The organism is Ornithinimicrobium cerasi, from assembly GCF_003702705.1.
GTDB lineage: Bacteria > Actinomycetota > Actinomycetes > Actinomycetales > Dermatophilaceae > Ornithinicoccus > Ornithinicoccus cerasi.
Map to the genome: position 1 here is coordinate 101688 of NZ_QZMN01000003.1, position 17278 is coordinate 118965.

At 73.9% G+C, this 17278-nt stretch carries 18 protein-coding genes; 14 read left to right on the forward strand and 4 right to left on the reverse strand.

Annotated features, from left to right (window positions below; genetic code table 11):
- Window positions 1-59 precede the first annotated feature (59 nt).
- Window positions 60-1067: an o-succinylbenzoate synthase gene (locus D4B81_RS04125; RefSeq protein WP_122261224.1), complete on the forward strand. Its 1008-nt coding sequence runs from the start codon at window positions 60-62 to the stop codon at window positions 1065-1067.
- A 153-nt stretch (window positions 1068-1220) separates the two neighbouring features.
- The gene (locus D4B81_RS04130; protein WP_122261225.1) at window positions 1221-2492 is read left to right on the forward strand and encodes an ammonium transporter; all 1272 of its coding nucleotides are present in this window, start codon (window positions 1221-1223) and stop codon (window positions 2490-2492) included.
- A gap of 200 nt (window positions 2493-2692) precedes the next feature.
- Here D4B81_RS04130 and D4B81_RS04135 read toward each other — a convergent pair whose 3' ends face one another.
- On the reverse strand, window positions 2693-3157 hold the full coding sequence (locus D4B81_RS04135) for a MarR family winged helix-turn-helix transcriptional regulator (RefSeq protein ID WP_122261226.1): 465 nt from the start codon (window positions 3155-3157) through the stop codon (window positions 2693-2695).
- A 114-nt stretch (window positions 3158-3271) separates the two neighbouring features.
- Here D4B81_RS04135 and D4B81_RS04140 point away from each other — a divergent pair, with 114 nt between their 5' ends.
- The 3 genes from D4B81_RS04140 to D4B81_RS04150 all read left to right on the forward strand — a co-directional run bounded on the left by D4B81_RS04140 (window position 3272) and on the right by D4B81_RS04150 (window position 6441).
- Window positions 3272-5194 carry an ABC transporter ATP-binding protein gene (locus tag D4B81_RS04140; RefSeq protein ID WP_122261227.1) on the forward strand — a complete coding sequence of 641 codons (1923 nt, stop codon included), beginning with the start codon at window positions 3272-3274 and terminating at the stop codon, window positions 5192-5194.
- 96 nt (window positions 5195-5290) lie between these two features.
- Window positions 5291-5692: a cold-shock protein gene (locus D4B81_RS04145; RefSeq protein WP_097188505.1), complete on the forward strand. Its 402-nt coding sequence runs from the start codon at window positions 5291-5293 to the stop codon at window positions 5690-5692.
- A 2-nt stretch (window positions 5693-5694) separates the two neighbouring features.
- Complete coding sequence (locus tag D4B81_RS04150) at window positions 5695-6441, forward strand: DUF3027 domain-containing protein (RefSeq protein WP_122261228.1); 747 nt, start codon at window positions 5695-5697, stop codon at window positions 6439-6441.
- 66 nt (window positions 6442-6507) lie between these two features.
- On the opposite strand, the gene D4B81_RS04155 is transcribed toward D4B81_RS04150, so the two are convergent.
- On the reverse strand, window positions 6508-6786 hold the full coding sequence (locus D4B81_RS04155; RefSeq protein WP_237565806.1) for a DUF2530 domain-containing protein: 279 nt from the start codon (window positions 6784-6786) through the stop codon (window positions 6508-6510).
- 178 nt (window positions 6787-6964) lie between these two features.
- Here D4B81_RS04155 and D4B81_RS04160 point away from each other — a divergent pair, with 178 nt between their 5' ends.
- From D4B81_RS04160 to D4B81_RS04190, 7 genes are all read left to right on the forward strand, one after another.
- Window positions 6965-7396: a MarR family winged helix-turn-helix transcriptional regulator gene (locus D4B81_RS04160; RefSeq protein WP_097188508.1), complete on the forward strand. Its 432-nt coding sequence runs from the start codon at window positions 6965-6967 to the stop codon at window positions 7394-7396.
- Between the two features lie 5 nt (window positions 7397-7401).
- Window positions 7402-8688 (forward strand): MFS transporter, encoded by a 1287-nt coding sequence (locus tag D4B81_RS04165; RefSeq protein ID WP_122261422.1) that lies wholly within the window; start codon window positions 7402-7404, stop codon window positions 8686-8688.
- 108 nt (window positions 8689-8796) lie between these two features.
- Entirely contained in the window at window positions 8797-10629 is a 1833-nt protein-coding gene (locus tag D4B81_RS04170) for a gamma-glutamyltransferase family protein (protein ID WP_122261229.1), read from the forward strand.
- A gap of 51 nt (window positions 10630-10680) precedes the next feature.
- Window positions 10681-11067 (forward strand): hypothetical protein, encoded by a 387-nt coding sequence (locus D4B81_RS04175; RefSeq protein ID WP_122261230.1) that lies wholly within the window; start codon window positions 10681-10683, stop codon window positions 11065-11067.
- Between the two features lie 2 nt (window positions 11068-11069).
- Window positions 11070-11747, forward strand: a complete 678-nt coding sequence (gene pdxH / locus D4B81_RS04180) for a pyridoxamine 5'-phosphate oxidase (RefSeq protein WP_237565808.1) — start codon at window positions 11070-11072, stop codon at window positions 11745-11747.
- Between the two features lie 52 nt (window positions 11748-11799).
- Complete coding sequence (locus D4B81_RS04185; protein ID WP_097188512.1) at window positions 11800-12492, forward strand: iron-dependent transcriptional repressor DtxR; 693 nt, start codon at window positions 11800-11802, stop codon at window positions 12490-12492.
- Window positions 12493-12869: 377 nt separating this feature from the next.
- Complete coding sequence (locus tag D4B81_RS04190) at window positions 12870-13727, forward strand: C40 family peptidase (protein WP_237565809.1); 858 nt, start codon at window positions 12870-12872, stop codon at window positions 13725-13727.
- Window positions 13728-13862: 135 nt separating this feature from the next.
- On the opposite strand, the gene D4B81_RS04195 is transcribed toward D4B81_RS04190, so the two are convergent.
- Both D4B81_RS04195 and D4B81_RS04200 read right to left on the reverse strand, forming a co-directional pair.
- On the reverse strand, window positions 13863-14942 hold the full coding sequence (locus D4B81_RS04195) for a hemolysin family protein (RefSeq protein ID WP_122261232.1): 1080 nt from the start codon (window positions 14940-14942) through the stop codon (window positions 13863-13865).
- Window positions 14939-16384 carry a hemolysin family protein gene (locus tag D4B81_RS04200; protein WP_122261233.1) on the reverse strand — a complete coding sequence of 482 codons (1446 nt, stop codon included), beginning with the start codon at window positions 16382-16384 and terminating at the stop codon, window positions 14939-14941. Before D4B81_RS04200 ends, D4B81_RS04195 begins: the two co-directional genes overlap by 4 nt.
- Window positions 16385-16501: 117 nt before the next feature.
- Between D4B81_RS04200 and D4B81_RS04205 the strand changes: the two genes are divergently transcribed.
- Window positions 16502-16918: a FluC/FEX family fluoride channel gene (locus D4B81_RS04205; protein ID WP_122261234.1), complete on the forward strand. Its 417-nt coding sequence runs from the start codon at window positions 16502-16504 to the stop codon at window positions 16916-16918.
- The gene (locus D4B81_RS04210) at window positions 16915-17274 is read left to right on the forward strand and encodes a fluoride efflux transporter FluC (RefSeq protein ID WP_202613561.1); all 360 of its coding nucleotides are present in this window, start codon (window positions 16915-16917) and stop codon (window positions 17272-17274) included. The genes D4B81_RS04205 and D4B81_RS04210 overlap by 4 nt, the downstream gene beginning before the upstream one ends.
- Window positions 17275-17278 lie beyond the last annotated feature (4 nt).

The following is a 17278-nucleotide window of genomic DNA, read 5'->3' on the forward strand; positions in this document are numbered from 1 at the left end:
CAGCCCCGGGCCCGCGGCCGCCCCCGCGACCGGTGCACGGGGCGGCATACCCTCGGGCCATGCCGGCGATCCCCACCCCCGACGAGCTGCTCGACGCCGCGCACGTCGTCACGCTGCCGATGCGCGTGCGCTTCCGCGGTGTCACCGAGCGGGAGGTGGTCCTCCTCCGCGGCCCTGCGGGGTGGGCCGAGTGGGCGCCGTTCCCCGAGTACGCCGACGCCGACGCCGCCCGCTGGCTGGCCGCCGCCGTGGAGCTCGGGTGGGGGGACGTCCCTCCGCCCGTCCGCCCGGACGTCGGCGTCAACGCCACCGTGCCTGCCGTGGCGGCCGCTCAGGTGGAGGGGGTGCTGGCGCGCTTCGACGGGTGCCGCACCGCCAAGGTCAAGGTCGCCGAACCCGGGCAGTCGCTCGCCGACGACGTCGCCCGCGTCGTCGAGGTCCGGCGGCTCATGGGGCCCGGCGCGCGGGTCCGCGTCGACGCCAACGGCGCCTGGACGGTGACCGAGGCGGTCACCGCCTTGACCGCCCTGGACCGCTCGGACCTGGAGTACGCCGAGCAGCCCTGCGCCTCGGTCGAGGAGCTCGGGGCCCTGCGCGTCGCCCTCGCCCGCGCCGGGGTCGACGTCCCCGTGGCCGCCGACGAGTCGATCCGCCGGGCCGAGGACCCGCTGCGGGTGGCCCGGGAGAACGCGGCGGACCTCGTCGTGGTCAAGGTCGCACCGCTGGGCGGCGTGGCCCGGGCCCTGGAGGTCGTCGAGGCCTGCGGCCTGCCGGCCGTCGTCTCCTCCGCGCTCGACACCTCCGTGTGCCTCGCCGCCGGGGTCCGCCTCGCGGCGGCCCTCCCGACCCTTGAGCACGACTGCGGTCTGGGCACCGCCGCCCTCCTCGCCGCCGACGTCGTGGCGGACCCCCTGCTGCCGCGGGCCGGGCGGCTGACGGTGGACCGGGCCGACGCGGCCCGGGACGCGGTCGACCCCGCCCGCCTCGCGGCATACCGGACCGGCGCGGAGCGCGAGACCTGGTGGCGCGACCGTCTGTCCCGGGCCGCGGCCCGCCTCCGCGACTGAGGTTTTACCTCCCCGAAACACGGGCAACCAAGACGTAACACGAGCACGCGCGCTCCCGAAACATGCCTGCCCTTGACTGGGCGGACAGCGGCCCCCCGCCCCCGACGACGTGACGCGGGGAGGCCGTCCCACTCACAACAAGGAGGCAGACAGATGGAACTCACGTCTGGTCACGTCTGGGTCATGGTCTCGGCGGCGCTCGTGCTGCTGATGACACCCGGCCTGGCGTTCTTCTACGGCGGCATGGCCCGTGCCAAGGCCGCTCTCAACATGATCATGATGAGCTTCGTCGCGGTCGGCATCGTCGGTGTCGTCTGGGTCCTCTGGGGCTACGGGATGACCTCGGCGCCCGGGATCCTCGGCGGGCTCGTCGGCAACCCCCTCGCGGACCTGGGCCTGGCCTCGCACGTCGGCACCGAGGACCTCATCGGCATCGGGTACGGCGCCACGTTCGCCATCATCACCGTCGCCCTCATCTCGGGCGCGGTCGCGGACCGCACGCGCTTCGGCTCGTGGTCGCTCTTCGTCACCATCTGGGTGACGCTCGTCTACTGCCCGCTGGCCTTCATGGTCTGGGGCGGCGGGCTGCTCTCGGCCGACGGCGCCATCGGGCGGACCTTCGGCGAGGCCATCGACTTCGCCGGCGGCACGGTCGTCCACATCAACGCCGGCCTCGCGGCCCTCGTCCTCGTCTACATCATCGGCTCCCGCACCGACTTCGGGAAGACCAAGGGCTACCACAAGCCGCACAACGTCCCGCTCGTGATGATCGGCGCCGCGATGCTGTGGTTCGGCTGGTTCGGGTTCAACGGCGGGGCCGCGGGCACGGCCGAGGAGGCCGGCCTGATCTGGGTCAACACCCTCGCCGCCCCGGCCGCCGCGATGCTGGCCTGGCTGGCCGTGGAGCGGCTGCGCGACGGCCGTCCCACCTCGATCGGTGCCGCGTCCGGTGTCGTCGCGGGTCTCGTCGCCATCACCCCGGCCTGCGCCAGCGTGTCCCCGCTGGGTGCCCTGGTCATCGGTGTCCTCGCCGGTGTCGGCTCGGCCCTCGCGGTCGGCCTGAAGTACCGGTTCGGCTACGACGACGCGCTCGACGTGGTCGGCGTGCACCTGGTCGCCGGCGTCGTCGGCACCGTCGCGATCGGCTTCCTGGCCCTGCCGGTGGACGGCGAGGGCGGCGGCCTCCTCTACGGCGGCGGACTCGGCCAGCTCGTGGCGCAGGTCGTGGCCACGCTGTTCACCCTGGTCTTCACCGGCGTGATGACGTTCGTCATCGGGATGGCCATCCACAAGACCATCGGCTTCCGGGTCAGCCCGGAGGACGAGGCCCGCGGCGTGGACCTGTCCGAGCACAGCGAGTCCGCCTACAGCTTCGGCGAGGAGTCTGCCTCCTACGAACCACTCGCCGAGGACGCTCGGGCCTGAGCCCAGACCGTCCCGTCGGCCGGCCGCTCCGGGACGGCGGCCGGCACCGGGACCCGGCTCGAGCACGGCGGGGCACCCTCCAGGACGGGAGGGTGCCCCGCTCTCGTGCGCCCGCCCGGTCGCGACCGGCGGGTCGGCGTGGATGGTCCGACCAGTCCGCACGGACGGTCCGGCGGCTCGGGACGGACAGGTCGGTGCTGTCAGGCCTCGAGCAGCTCCTGCAGCAGGCGGCGCAGCTCGGCGCGGTCGGCGGGGGAGAGCGCGGAGACGGCTGCGTCCGCCGCGGCGCGCCTGCGGTCGCGGACGCGCCCGACGGTATGCCGTCCCTCCGGCGTGAGCGCGAGCAGCACCGCCCGGCGGTCGGTCGGGTCGGGGGAGCGGGACAGCAGCCCCGCTGCCTCGAGGGCGTCGGCGACCTCGGTGGCCGAGCGGGGGGCGATGCCGAGGTGGTCGGCGAGGTGGGAGACGCGGACCCCGCCGCCGTCGTCGTCGGCATCCTCGGCCATCCGACGGGACAGCCGGGCGAGCGCCAGCAGCGCCCGCTCCTGGTGCGGCGAGAGCGCGTGCCCGGCCGCCTCCTGCAGGCCCAGCGACCGCCAGCGGCGGGCGAGGCGCAGGAGCAGGTCCACCTCGGTGGCGTCGGGGGGAGGTGACGAGGACGTCATACCCCGAGCATAGCGAGGCGAGGAAATAAAGAGGTAGCCTCCGTAGTTGACCAGGGTGCACCGACTTCCCTCGCCGGCCACGACGACCGGCTCCACCGACGAAAGGAGAAGCGCATGAACGACTTCTCTTCCCTCGCCTCCGGGCACGGGCTGGGCGACCGCGGCGGACGCGGCGACCGCGGTCCCGGCTCCGGTTCCCGCCGCGACCCCCGCGACCAGGCCCAGCTCCGGGCCCACCCGGTCAGCGGCCGACGCGTCCTGGCCCTCTTCGCCCCGCACCGCTGGCCGGTCGCCGTGGTGCTCACCCTCATCGTCACCAGCTCGGCGCTCGGGCTGGCCAGCCCCTTCCTCGTCAAGGAGATCGTGGACGTCGCGATCCCCGAGCAGGACGTGCGGCTGCTCCTGATCCTCGTCGGCGTGATGGTCGGGGTGGCCGTCGTCACCGCCGTGCTCGGCGTCGTCCAGACCTGGATCAGCACGACGGTCGGGCAGCGGATCATGCACCGGCTGCGGACCGACCTGTTCACCCACGTGCAGCGCCAGCCGCTGAGCTTCTTCACCCGCACGCGCTCGGGCGAGGTGCAGTCACGGCTCACGCACGACGTCTCGGGGCTCCAGGGGGTCGTCACCTCGACCGCCACCTCGCTGGCGGGCAACGTCGCCACCGTGGTCGGCACCCTCGTCGCGATGCTCGCGCTGAGCCCGACCCTGGCGGTGCTCTCGCTCGTGGTCATCCCGCCCGCCGTTCTCGTCACGCGCTCGGTCGCCCGGCTGCGGCGCGACGCGACCGACAAGCGGCAGAAGGCGCTCGCCTCGCTGCACGGCCAGGTGGAGGAGTCGCTGTCCGTCAGCGGCGCCCGGCTGAGCAAGACGCTCGGGGCGGGGGAGCAGCTCGCCCAGCGCTTCGCCGGGTCGAGCTCCGGGCTGCTGGACCTCGAGGTCGCCGCCCAGATCGCCGGGCGGTGGCGCACCGCCACGATGGGCATCGTCTTCGCCGTGGTCCCGGCCGCGCTCTACCTCGTCGCCGGCCTGCCCGTGACCGGCGCCGGGATCTCGATCGGGACGCTCGTCGCCTTCACCGCGCTGCAGGCCGGGATCTTCCGGCCGGTGATGGGGCTGCTGTCGCTCGGCGTGCAGGTGACGGCCTCGATGGCGCTGTTCAGCCGCATCTTCGAGTACCTCGACCTCCCGCTCGACGTCGCCGAGCCGACCCCCGACCGGGCCCGCCACCTCGACCCGGCCACCGCCCGCGGCGAGCTGCGGCTCGAGGGCGTCAGCTACACCTACGACGCGGACGCCGACGACGCGCACGCGGCGCTCACCGACGTCGACCTCGTCATCCCCGCCGGCGCCACCGTCGCGCTGGTCGGCCGGACCGGGTCGGGCAAGAGCACCCTCGCGTCCCTGCTCACCCGCCTCGACGACCCGACGAGCGGTCGCGTGACCCTCGACGGCGTCGACCTGCGCGACCTGCCCTCCGCCGAGCGCGCCGCCGTGATGGGCGTGGTCTCCCAGGAGACCTACCTCCTGCACGCGACCGTCCGCGAGAACCTGCGGTTCGCCAACCCCGACGCCACCGACGAGCAGCTCGAGCAGGCCGCGCGCGACGCGCAGGTCCACGAGCTCATCGCCTCGCTGCCGCAGGGCTACGACACCGTGGTCGGCGCCCGCGGCCACCGGTTCTCCGGCGGGGAGCAGCAGCGCCTGGCGCTGGCCCGCACGCTGCTGCGCGACCCGCAGGTGCTCGTCCTGGACGAGGCGACGAGCGCGCTCGACACCCGCACCGAGGCCGCCGTCCAGACCGCCCTGGCCCGGGTGGGCCGGGGTCGGACGGTCGTGATGATCGCCCACCGGCTCTCCACGGTGCGAGACGCCGACCTGGTCGTCGTGCTCGACGGGGGCAGGGTCGTCGAGCAGGGGACCCACGAGGATCTCCTCGAGCTCGGGGGCAGGTATGCCGCGCTCGTCGCCGCGGGGGTCCGCGACGGGTCCTCCGGGGCCCGCGCGGACGACGGGCCGATGACGCTCGCCGCCTGAGCGGCATACCCGTCAGGAACGCGTTAGGCGCGCCCGCCGCCGGGCGATATCCTCGGGAGACCCCGATCCACCCCCGACCATCTCAAGAGGTGCCCCGTGCCCACCGGCAAGGTCAGGTTCTACGACGAGGACAAGGGCTTCGGCTTCCTGTCCAGCGACGAGGGACAGGATGTCTTCGTCCCCCGCTCCGCGCTGCCCGAGGGTGTCGAGGTGCTCAAGCGCGGCGCCCGTGTGGAGTTCGACATCGTGGCCGGCAAGCGGGGCGACCAGGCGCTGCACGTGCGGCTGCTCGAGCCGGCGCCGACGGTGACCCGCGGGCTGACGCTGCGTGACCGCAAGCCGGCCGAGGAGATGGTGCCCGTCATCGAGGACCTCATCACCCTGCTCGACCAGACGTCCAACTCCCTCCGCCGGGGTCACTACCCCGACCGCACCCACGGCTCCGCGATGGCCAAGGCGCTGCGTGCGGTCGCCGACCAGTTCGAGGCGGGCACCTGACCGTGGCTGCGACCAGGCCCGACGTCGTCCTCACCTCCGCCGTGGAGGTGGCGAGGGCCGCCGCGGAGGAGATCGCCGAGCCGGGCACGGTGGGCGAGCACCTCGGCGTCGTCATGGAGGGCGACCGGGTGGCGACGCACTCGTTCGGCTGCACCGCGACGGCATACCCCGGGTGGCACTGGGCGGTGACCCTCTCGCGCGTCCCCCGCGCGCGCAAGGCGACGATCAGCGAGGTGCACCTGCTCCCGTCCGAGGGCGCGCTCCTGTCCCCCGAGTGGGTCCCGTATGCCGAGCGGCTCGCCCCGGGCGACATCGGCGCCGGTGACCTGACGCCCTACGTCGAGGAGGACCCTCGGCTCGAGGCCGGCTGGGAGGCGACCGGTGAGGAGGACGTCGACCAGGTCGCGATCTGGGAGCTGGGTCTGGGACGCGAGCGCGTGCTGTCGGCGGAGGGCCGCGAGGCGGCGGCGACCCGTTGGCAGGAGGGTGAGCACGGTCCGGAGAGCGAGGTGGCCCGCAAGGCCCCGAGACCCTGCGGGACCTGCGGCTTCTTCCTGCCGATGGCGGGCGCGCTGCGCTCGGTCTTCGGGGTCTGCGCCAACGAGTGGTCGCCCGCCGACGGGTCGGTGGTGTCCCTGCGGTTCGGCTGCGGCGCGCACAGCGAGGTCGACGTGGAGCGGCGCGAGCCCGAGCGCATCGACCCGCCGGTGCTCGACGACGAGAGCGAGATCGAGTTCGTCGACCGCTGACGGGCTCCGGGACGGACGGGGCTCAGGCGGTGGAAGTGCCGAGCGGGTGCGGCCTCGGGGGCGACGTCAGGCCGTGGCGGCGTTGCCGCGCCCCCGACGGAGGTAGACGTAGCCGACCACCCCGAGGGCGATGCCGGCGACCGGCACCCAGAACCACCAGTCCCGCTCACCGCTGCGCCACGCGGGGACCAGGGCCAGGACGAGCAGGACGAGCGCCCACGCCAGGGTGCCCCACCGCACCAGGGTGATCGTGCGCAGCGGAACGGCGGGAGGGACGATCTGCGCGGCGTCGGAGGCGGGGTCTGCGGGGGTCCTGCCGTCGTCGGGGCTCGAGGCGTGGCTCACGAGGCTCACGGTAGCGCCGTCCATGACTGTGCGCGGCTGTCGTGCCACAGTCGTCGCCCTGGTGTTGCCGGTGACACGACAGCCGCGCACAGTCATCAGGGCCGGGCCCCAGGTCCGCGCCCCCGGTCCGCCGCTTCGACAGGTCGTTGCGTTGGCTAATGAGATAAACTCACCATCCGTGCCCGCCTCCGACCCCGACGACATCGCCTCCCTCGCCCACGCCGTCCGCATCTCCTGCATGCGGGTGGCGCGGCGGGTGCGTTTCGACGCCGACAACACCGTGGCGCCGCACCTGTTCAGCGTGCTCGCGCGCCTCGCCGAGGAGCCGCGCACGGTCGGGGAGCTCGCCTGCATCGAGAAGGTCAGCGCCCCGAGCATGAGCCGCGCCGTCGCCCAGCTCGTCGAGCCAGGCCTCGTCGAGCGGCACTCCGACGAGCACGACGGCCGCCTGGTCCGCCTCTCCCTCACCGACGCCGGCCGCGAGGTCGTCCGGACCGAGCGGGCCCGGCGCGACGCGTGGATGACCGAGCGGCTCGAGGGGCTCAGCGCCGAGGAGCGCGACGTGCTCCGCCGGGCGACCGCGATCCTGGAGTCGGTGGTCGACCTGTGAGCGCGATGTTCAGCGCTCTCTCGGTGCGCAACTACCGCATCTACGCCACCGGGGCCATCGTCTCCAACACCGGCACCTGGATGGGCCGGGTCGCCCAGGACTGGGTGGTCCTGACCGAGCTCACGGACAACTCCGCCTCGGCCCTGGGCATCGTCACCGGGCTGCAGTTCCTCCCGATCCTCCTGCTCACGCCGGTCGCCGGCGCGCTCAGCGACGCGCTCCCCAAGCGCAAGGTGATGCTCGTCAGCCAGGCGACGATGGCGATCCTCGCCCTCGTCATGGGCATCTGGGTGCTGACCGGCTCGATGGAGCTGTGGCACATGTACCTCCTCGCCTTCCTCTCCGGCGCCGCCTCCGCCTTCGACGCCCCCGCGCGCCAGTCCTTCGTCTCCGAGATGGTCCCGCCCGAGAAGCTCACCAACGCGGTCGGCCTCAACAGCGCGTCCTTCCACTCCGGCCGCCTCATCGGCCCCGCCACCGCCGGTCTCCTCATCGCCGCGTTCGGCACGGGGCCCACGCTGGTCATCAACGCCCTCACGTTCGTGGCGGTCATCGTCGCCCTGCTCCTCCTCGACGTGAGCGCGCTCGCTCCCGGTCCCGACCGCACCGGCAAGGGCCGCGCCCGGGTGCGCGAGGGCATCGCCTACGTCCGTCGCAGACCGGACCTGATCCTCATCATGGTCATCGCCTTCATGCACGGCACCTTCGGCATGAACTTCCAGATCACCAACGCCCTCATGGCCACCGAGGTCTACGGCAAGGGCGTCACGGAGTATGGCGTCACCGGCTCGGTCATGGCGATCGGCTCCCTGGCCGGCGCGCTGCTCGCCGCCCGTCGCGACCGGCCGCGGTGGCGCCTGCTGCTCGGCTCGCTCGCGCTGTTCTCCTTCTTCACCCTGTTCCTGGCGCTGGCCCCCACGTTCACCCTCTACACGGTGCTCCTCGTGCCCACCGGCCTCACCGCCCTGACGGTCATGGTCAGCGCCAACGCCATGGTCCAGCTCTCCGTCGACCAGGCGGTCCGGGGCCGGGTGATGGCCCTCTACATGGCCGTCTTCTTCGGCGGCACCCCGTTGGGGTCGCCGTTCATCGGCTGGGTCGGGGAGACCTTCGGCGCCCGCTGGACCATCCTCATCGCCACCCTCGCGTGCGGGCTGACCGCGGTGGTCGCGACCGTCTACGTCATGCGCTCCGACAACATCCGGCTGCGCCTGCGCGCCAGCTGGGCGCGCCCGCTCGCCCTCGAGCGCGGTCTCGCACTCACCGAACCCCTGCCCGAGAAGGTGACCTGACCTGAACGCCCACACCCGCCGCGTCGTCGTGCTCCTCGCGCTCGCCGCGCTGATCCTCGTCCCCCTCCTCGCCGCCGTCGGCGGCGCCCTCCGCTGAAGAGAGCCCGTATGTCGTTCACGACCCGTCCCACCCTGACCGGAACCGTCGGCATGGTGTCCACCACGCACTGGCTGGCCTCCCAGTCGGCCATGCGGATGCTCGAGCTGGGCGGGAACGCCGCCGACGGCGCCGTCGCCGCCGGCCTCGTGCTGCAGGTCGTCGAGCCGCACCTCAACGGACCGGGTGGTGACCTGCCGCTGATCGTCGCCTCCGCCGACGACCCGACGCCCCGGGTGCTCTGCGGCCAGGGCCCCGCCCCGGCCGGCGCCACGCCCGAGCACTTCGCCTCCGTCGGCCTGGACCGCGTGCCCGGCTCCGGACCGCTCGCGACGGCCGTCCCCGGCGCCTTCGACGCGTGGATGGTGCTGCTGCGCGACCGCGGCACGATGAGCGCACGCACCGTCGCCGAGCCGGCCCTGCACTACGCCCGCCACGGCCACCCCGTCCTCGAGCGCGTCTGCCGGACGATCGAGACGGTCCGTGACCTCTTCACCGAGTCGTGGCCCACCTCGGCCGACCAGTGGCTGCCCGGAGGGGTGGTCCCGACCCCCGGGAGCCTGGTCACCAACATCGCGTGGGCGGACACCCTCGAGCGGCTCCTGGCCGAGGAGGACGCGGCCGGGGGGAGTCGGGAGCAGGGCCTCGAGGCCGTGCGCCGCGCCTGGTCGCAGGGGTTCGTCGCCGAGGCCGTGGACGCGTTCGTGCGGCAGCCGTCCCGGCACTCCGGCGGGCAGGTGCTCCCTGGCGTCCTCACCGCCCAGGACATGGCCGGCTTCGAGGCGACGTGGGAGGACGCGGTCACCCTCGACTGGCACGGGCACACGATCGCCAAGACCGGGCCCTGGGGGCAGGGCCCGGCGCTGCTGCAGGTCCTGCAGATGGTCGACGCCGCGGGCGCCACCGACCTCGACACCGCGGACGGGGTGCACACCCTCGTCGAGGCGTGGAAGCTGGCGATGGCGGACCGCGAGGCCTGGCTCGGCGACAGTGCCGACGTCCCCCTCGGGGACCTTCTCGACCCCGGGTATGCCGCGCAGCGCGCCTCGCTCATCGGCCCGGACGCCAGCCTGGAGCTGCGCCCCGGGTCCCCGGGCGGCCGCCCGCCCCGGATCGCCGCCCAGGCCCGGCTCGTCGAGGGCGCCCCGGACGTCGACGCGAGCGTCGGAGAGCCGACCGTGCAGCGCGAGTCGGCGTCCCCCGGCGCACGGCCCGCCCCGCCCGCCGACCCCCAGGTGGCTGCCGACGGGGAGACCCGCGGCGACACCTGCCACGTCGACGTCGTCGACCGCTGGGGCATGCTCGTGTCCGCCACGCCGAGCGGCGGCTGGCTGCAGTCCTCGCCGTTCATCCCCGAGGTGGGCCTGGCGCTCGGGAGCCGTCTGCAGATGGCGTGGCTCGAGCAGGGCCTGCCCAGCTCGCTCGTCCCCGGACGGCGACCGCGGACCACCCTCACGCCCACGCTCGTGCTGCGCGACGGCATACCCGTCCTCGCCTGCGGCAGCCCCGGCGGTGACCAGCAGGACCAGTGGCAGAGCGTCTTCCTCCTGCGCCACCTCGTCGGCGGGCTGTCCCTGCAGGAGGCCATCGACGCGCCGCAGCTGCACACCACGAGCTTCCCCGGCAGCTTCCACCCCCGCGCGACCGAGCCCGGCGTCGTCGTCGTCGAGTCGCGCCTCGACCCGGCGGTCACCGAGAAGCTGCGCCGTCGTGGCCACCGGGTCGTCGAGGAAGGCCCCTGGTCCCTCGGCCGGATGTGCGCGGTCGCCCGCGACCCGCGCACCGGCATCGTGTCCGCCGGCGCCAACCCCCGGGGGATGCAGGGCTACGCCGTCGGACGTTGACCCCTCGCATCGCCTAGCGTGGTGCAGCAGACCCCCCGACCAGGAGAACCCGTGGCATCCCCCAACCTCGCCAAGCTGGCGCTGAAGTACGGCCCGATCGTCTACACCCTCGCCCAGAAGTACGGGCCGCAGGTGGTCGAGCAGGTCCTGCGGCAGCGCGACCCCGCCCAGAAGTTCGTGTCCACCCAGCGCGAGCGGGGCACCGCACGCAAGCAGGCGCTCGCGCACGCCGAGTCCGTCGTCGACGGCGCCGTCCAGCAGGTGTTCCACGGCGGCCAGGCCTACTGGGTCGTGTTCTCGCGCAACGAGCCCGTGGGGACCCATCCGCACACCACGGTCCCCTACGACTCGCTGCTGCTCAACGCCGACCCGGCGCGGCGGGTGAGCCCGGGGGAGCTGCGGCGCACCGTCCACCTGCCCCGCCGACCGAGGCGATGAGGATGGAGCACCTGCGGGTCGACTACGCCGGCGACGGGCTCGCCGAGGAACGCTGCCCCGCCGCACCCCTGGAGATCGTGCGGGAGTGGGTCGCGACCGCCGTCTCGCGCCACGCCGAGCACGGTGACGTGCCCGAGCCGACCGCCTTCGCGGTCGCGACGGTCGACGCCGACGGGCTGCCCGACGTGCGGACGGTGCTGATGCGCGGCCTCGACGAGCGGGGGCCGGCGTTCTACACCAACACCGACTCCGCCAAGGGGCGTCAGCTGCGCGACAACCCCGCGGTGGCCGCGACCCTGACCTGGGCCGGGCTGCACCGGGCGGTCCGTTTCCGTGGGCTGGCGGAGCCGCTGGCCGCCGAGGAGGTCCGCGCCTACTTCGTGAGCCGGCCCTGGGCCTCGCGCATCGGCGCGCACGCCTCCGCCCAGTCGCACCCGGTGAGCGACCGGGAGAGCCTGGAGAGGGCATACCAGGAGTGCGCGGAGCGCTTCCCGGACACCGGCAGCCCGGACGACGTCCCGGTGCCCGCGGACTGGGGCGGCTACCGCATCGTCGTCGACCGCGTCGAGCTGTGGGCCGGGCGGCGTTCGCGGCTGCACGACCGGATCGTCTGGGAGCGCGTCGGTGCCGGGGGGATGGACGACCCGGCGGCCTGGCGACGGGTGCGTCTCGCGCCGTAGCCGTCGTCCGGCGACGGCGGCGGGAGCGGGACCGCCTCGTAGGATGAGGCTCGTGAGCGAGCTGATCGACACCACCGAGATGTACCTCAAGACCATCCTCGAGCTCGAGGAGGACGGGGTCGTCCCGATGCGTGCGCGGATCGCGGAGCGGCTGGCCCAGTCCGGGCCGACGGTCTCCCAGACCGTGGCCAGGATGGAGCGGGACGGGCTGCTCGGGCTGGCGCCCGACCGCCACCTGCTGCTCACCGACGCCGGACGCCTCGCCGCCGTGCGCGTCATGCGCAAGCACCGCCTCGCCGAGCGCCTGCTCACCGACGTCATCGGGCTGGACCCGGCCTACGTCCACGAGGAGGCCTGCCGCTGGGAGCACGTCATGAGCGAGCAGGTGGAGACGCGCATCCTCGGTCTGCTCGCCGACCCGACCACCTCGCCCTACGGCAACCCGGTGCCCGGCCTGGAGGAGCTGGGGCACGCCGCGGCACCCCCCGCCTCGGGGCGCCCCAGCAGCGAGCTCGCCGTGGGGGAGGAGCCGGTCGAGGCGACGGTGACGCGGCTGGGTGAGCCGGTGCAGGTGGATCCGGAGGTACTGGGTCTGCTCCTGGACTCGGGTGTCCGGCCGGGGGCGCGGGTGCGGGTGTGGGGCGAGCGCGAACGGACGATCGTCGAGTCGGTCGACGGTGAGGCCGTCTCGCTCCCGGCGGACGTGGCGGCTCACATCTTCTGCGCAGTGCCCGGCGAGGGCTGAGGACATTCCGCCGCACGTGTGAGATGGGTCACGGCCACCCTGGGAGTTCGGTCAAGAGGCGCGCATCGCCGCAGGTGGGGCGACCGCGGCAGGAGGGGTGCCGGTTCGAGTTGTCCACAGCTGCCGGAGCGGGTATGACGCGGGCGGCGCCCGGTGTGTACGGTAGCGAGTGCTCCTCTCCCCTGGAGGAGACCCCAGCGCGTCACGCCGAGTCCTGTCTGCGCGCCCGGGGACGTGACCGACCTACCGCAGACAGGTGCGGGGGACCCAAAACCCGGAGCAGCGATGCTCCTCGGGGCTAACGGCCGGCGCCCACCGGACCGGGGGTTCTCCATCCCAGCCCGACAGCTGACCCCGCAGGCACCCTTGGAGGACACGTGACCCATCGCCACTCTGCCCGGCACCGTGCGCCGGGACGCATCAGCACGGCCGGCGCAGCCCTGACCCGCACCGCAGCCGTCGCCGCGACCTCGACCGGCCTCATCGCCGGCGCCTCCGCCGTCGCGAGCGCGACGCCGGCCCCGAACGAGTCGGCACCTGGCCTCGCCAACGGCTCCCAGGCCCTGCTCGAGGTCGTCGAGAACGTCGTCGCCGCCGAGCGTCCTGCCGTGGCCGCCAAGGCCCCGGCGACGGTCGACGCGGCCGTCGCCTTCGGCACCACCGGCTTCACCGGCGCCGCCCGTCAGGTCGAGCAGTTCGAGGCCGCGGTCGAGAACCGCGAGCCGGCGGCCGCCAGCCGCACCCAGGTGCGCGGGGAGGCCCCCGCCGCGGCGACCACCCCGGCCGCGCCCGCCGCCCAGGCCGCCCCGGCCCCCGCACCGGCACCGGCCCCCGCTCCCGCGCCGGCGCCTGCTCCCGCTCCCGCTCCCGCACCGGCCCCGGCCGCCGCGCCCGCACCCACCGGCGGGGTTCTCTCGGTCGCCGCCGCCTACACCGGCATCTACTACGTCTACGGCGGCGCCACGCCGTCCGGGTTCGACTGCTCCGGTTACACCCAGTGGGTGTTCCGGGAGGCGCTCGGCATCGAGCTGCCGCGCACGGCGGCCCAGCAGCAGGCCTACGCCACCCCGGTGAGCAACCCGCAGCCGGGCGACCTGATCTTCTACGGCTACCCGGCCTACCACGTCGGGATCTACGCCGGCAACGGCATGATGTACGACTCCGGCAAGCCAGGCATCCCCAGCCAGCTGCGGGCCGTGTTCAGCGGCGTCTCGGGTTACGGCCGGGCCGGCTGACCCGCAGACCCCCGTCCACGACGAGGGGCCCCCACCGCTGCTGCGGTGCGGGGCCCCTCGTGGTCCGGTGTGCGGGCGCGCGGACGGCCGTGGGTCGCCGGTGCCCGGCCGTCCTGCGGACGCAGGCCGGGAGGCTCAGCCGTTGGCCGCCTCTGCCATCGCCTCGTCCGACTCGTCGTCGAACTCGCCCAGGATCTGCTCCAGGATGTCCTCCATCGACGTCATGCCGACGACGCGTCCCTGGTCGTCCCTCACCAGGGCCAGCTGGGCCCGCTGCTGACGCAGGCTCGAGACCGCGTCGATGAGCGGCATCGTCGCCTGCAGAGAGGCCACCGGCTGGAGGAACTCGGAGACGCCGCGGCGGTCTCCCGCCCCGTCGGCGCTGGCCAGGATGGCGTCCCGCACGTGCACGATGCCGCGGATCCGGCGCTGACCCGAGCGTCCGCTCGGCTCGACGACGAACAGCCGGGACCGCCCGCTCTCCCGGCTCACCTGCTCGACCTCGAGCGCGGTGGCGGTGCGGGGGATGGTCACCGCGGCGGTGGGCAGGAACATCACCGAGGAGACCGTCTCGGCCTCCAGCCGCAGGGCGCCGGTGAGGATCTGGTGGTCCGCGTCCTCGAGCACCCCGTGCTCGTGCGACTGCGCCAGCAGCAGCTGCAGGTCGGCCGGCGTCTGGGCGCTGCCCAGGGCGTCCACGGGGTCGACCCTGACCAGGCGCAGGAGCAGGTTCGCCAGCTCGTTCATGAGCCAGAGGACCGGGCGCACCACCCAGGTGAAGGCCCGGAAGGGCAGGGCGAGGAGCATCGCCGAGCTCTCGGGGTGGGAGATCGCCCACGACTTCGGCGCCATCTCCCCGACCACCATGTGCAGGAAGACGACGAGCGAGACCGCGAAGGCCACCGCGACGGCGTGCACCATCACGTCCGGGACGCCCAGCGCGCCGAACAGCGGCTCGACGAGGTAGGCGACGGCCGGCTTGGCCAGGGCGCCGAGGGCCAGGGTGCACAGGGTGATGCCCAGCTGGGCGCCGGCCAGCATCAGCGACAGCTCGCGGGAGGCGTCGACGGCGGCCCGGGCGGCGCGGCTGCCCGCCTCGGCGCGCTCCTCGAGGCGGTGACGCTTGGCGGCGACGATCGCGAACTCGGCGCCGACGAAGAACCCGTTGGCGATCAGCAGCACCAGGCTGACCAGGAGGGCGGTGGTCGTGCTCACCGGGCCACCTCCTTCTCGCGCTCGACCGAGGGGATGACCAGCATGACGTCGCTGGAGAGCATTTCACGCTCCTCCTCGCTGAGCTGGGCCCACTCGTCGGCGGGCCGGGTGACCACCGGGTGGACCGCGACCGTGTCGGGGACGAAGCGCTGGGTGGTCAGCACGTCGAGGCGGGTCTGGTGGACGTACTCGTCGCCCTCGCCGCTGCGGCTGGTCCAGCGCACGAGGACGCTGTCGCCCTCCTCGGCCGTGCGGCCCAGACGGTCGAGGACGAGGCCGGAGAGGGTGTCGTAGTTCTCGTGCTCGGGCAGCTCGATCCCCGTCACCTGCGCTGCCTCGTCGATGCGCAACCGGGCGGAGAGGTCCCAGATGCCGTCGCCGCGGGCCCGGCTCGTGGACTCCTCGTGGTCGTCCTCGTCCCAGATCTCACCGACGACCTCCTCGGCGACGTCCTCGAAGGTGACGATCCCGGCGAATCCGCCGTACTCGTCCACGACGACGGCGAGCTGCTGGTGCCGGGTCCGCAGCGCCTCCAGCACCTTGGGCAGCGGGAGGGACTCGGGCACGATCAGGGCGTCCGCGGTGAGGTCCCGCACCAGGGTCGTCGGGCGTTCCGTCGCCTCGACCTGCAGGAGGTCGTGCAGGCCGATGACGCCCACGATGTCGTCGATGTCGCGGCCGATGACCGGGAAGCGGGCGTGACCGGTGTGCATCGCCTCGAGCACGCTGGCCGCGGTCTCGTCCGCCTGGATGGTGTGCACGGAGGTCCGGGGCGTCATGACCTCCTCCGCGACCCGGTCGCGGAAGGCCAGGCCCCGCTCGAGCAGCATCGACAGCTCCTCGTCCAGCGTCCCCCCACTGTGCGACTCGGCGATGATGCGGGTCAGCTCCTCCGGTGTCGCACCGTGCGGCAGCTCCTCGACCGGCTCGATGCCGACGGAGCGCAGCAGGGCGTTGGAGGCCATGTCGAAGAGCCGGATGACGGGTCCGAAGATCGTGAGGTAGACCAGCGTCGTGCGGGAGAGCGCGCGCGAGAGCGGGACGGGCTGGGCGATCGCCCAGTTCTTCGGCCCCAGCTCGCCGATGACCATCTGCAGCACGGTGGAGAAGACGAGGGTGCCGATCGAGAACAGCGAGATCAGGGCGGCCCGCGCGAGCCAGCCGCTGTCGCCGTACTCCTCGGTCAGCCCGCGGACGAGGAGCTCCTCGCCGAGGTAACCGACCAGCAGGGCGGTGACGGTGATCCCGAACTGGGCGCCCGACAGCGTGAACGAGAGGCGGGAGGTGATCTTCAGGGCGCGCCTCGCGGGGGCGTCACCCTGGTCGGCGAGCTGGCGCAGCCGCCCGCGATCGACGCTGACGTAGGCGAACTCCTGCGCCACGAAGTAACCGGTCATGATCGTCAGGAGGACGATGACCACGACCCCGGTGGTGATCAGCACGAGGTGCCCCCAGCACCTCGGGGGAGCCGGGCACTGCCCGGCTCGGGACTGTCAGGTGGTGAGTCGGTACTGGCAGACGTCATCCACCAAGTGTACGGCGGAGATACGCTCGCGCCCGTGCCCTCGTCCACAGCGCCCGCGCACCGGTGGCACGCCAGCCGCCCGCGGACCCTCCTCGCCGTCGGGCTGGGGGGCGCGGCGGGTGCCGTGCTGCGCTGGGTGCTCGAGCTGGCGCTGCCCACGGACGCATGGCCCTGGGCGACGCTGCTCGCCAACGTGCTGGGCAGCGCTGCGCTCGCGGTCCTGGTCGTGCACGACGACCGCCACGCGCACCCGCGCTGGCTGCGACCCGGAGTGGGGACGGGCCTGCTCGGCGGCTTCACCACCTTCTCCGCCTACGCCGTGCAGGTCGCCGTCCTGGACGGCACCGACCCCCGCCTGGCGCTCCTCTACCTCGTGACGACGCCGGTGCTGTGCGTCCTCGGTGCGGTGGTCGCGGGCGGGGTGGCGCTGCGGGTGGACGGACGCCGGTGACGGGTCTGCCGTGGGGCGCGGCCCTGCTCGTCGTCGCTGTGGGCGGCGCGCTCGGCGCGGTGCTGCGCCACCTGCTCTCCATGCCGCCCCTGGGACCCTTCCGCGGCGTGCTGCTCGTCAACGTGCTCGGCTCGGCGGCCCTCGGTGCGCTGGTGGCGGGGGCCGACCGGCTCCCGACGACGGCGGTGCTGCTGCTCGGGACCGGGCTCTGCGGGGCGATGACCACCTGGAGCACCCTCGCGGTGCAGACGTGGGAGCTGGGACGGCGCGACGCGGTGAGGGCGGCGGCATACCTGCTGGTCACGCTGGTGCTGGGGGTCGCCGCGGCGGTGCTCACCCTGCGCCTCCTCTCCTGAGCGA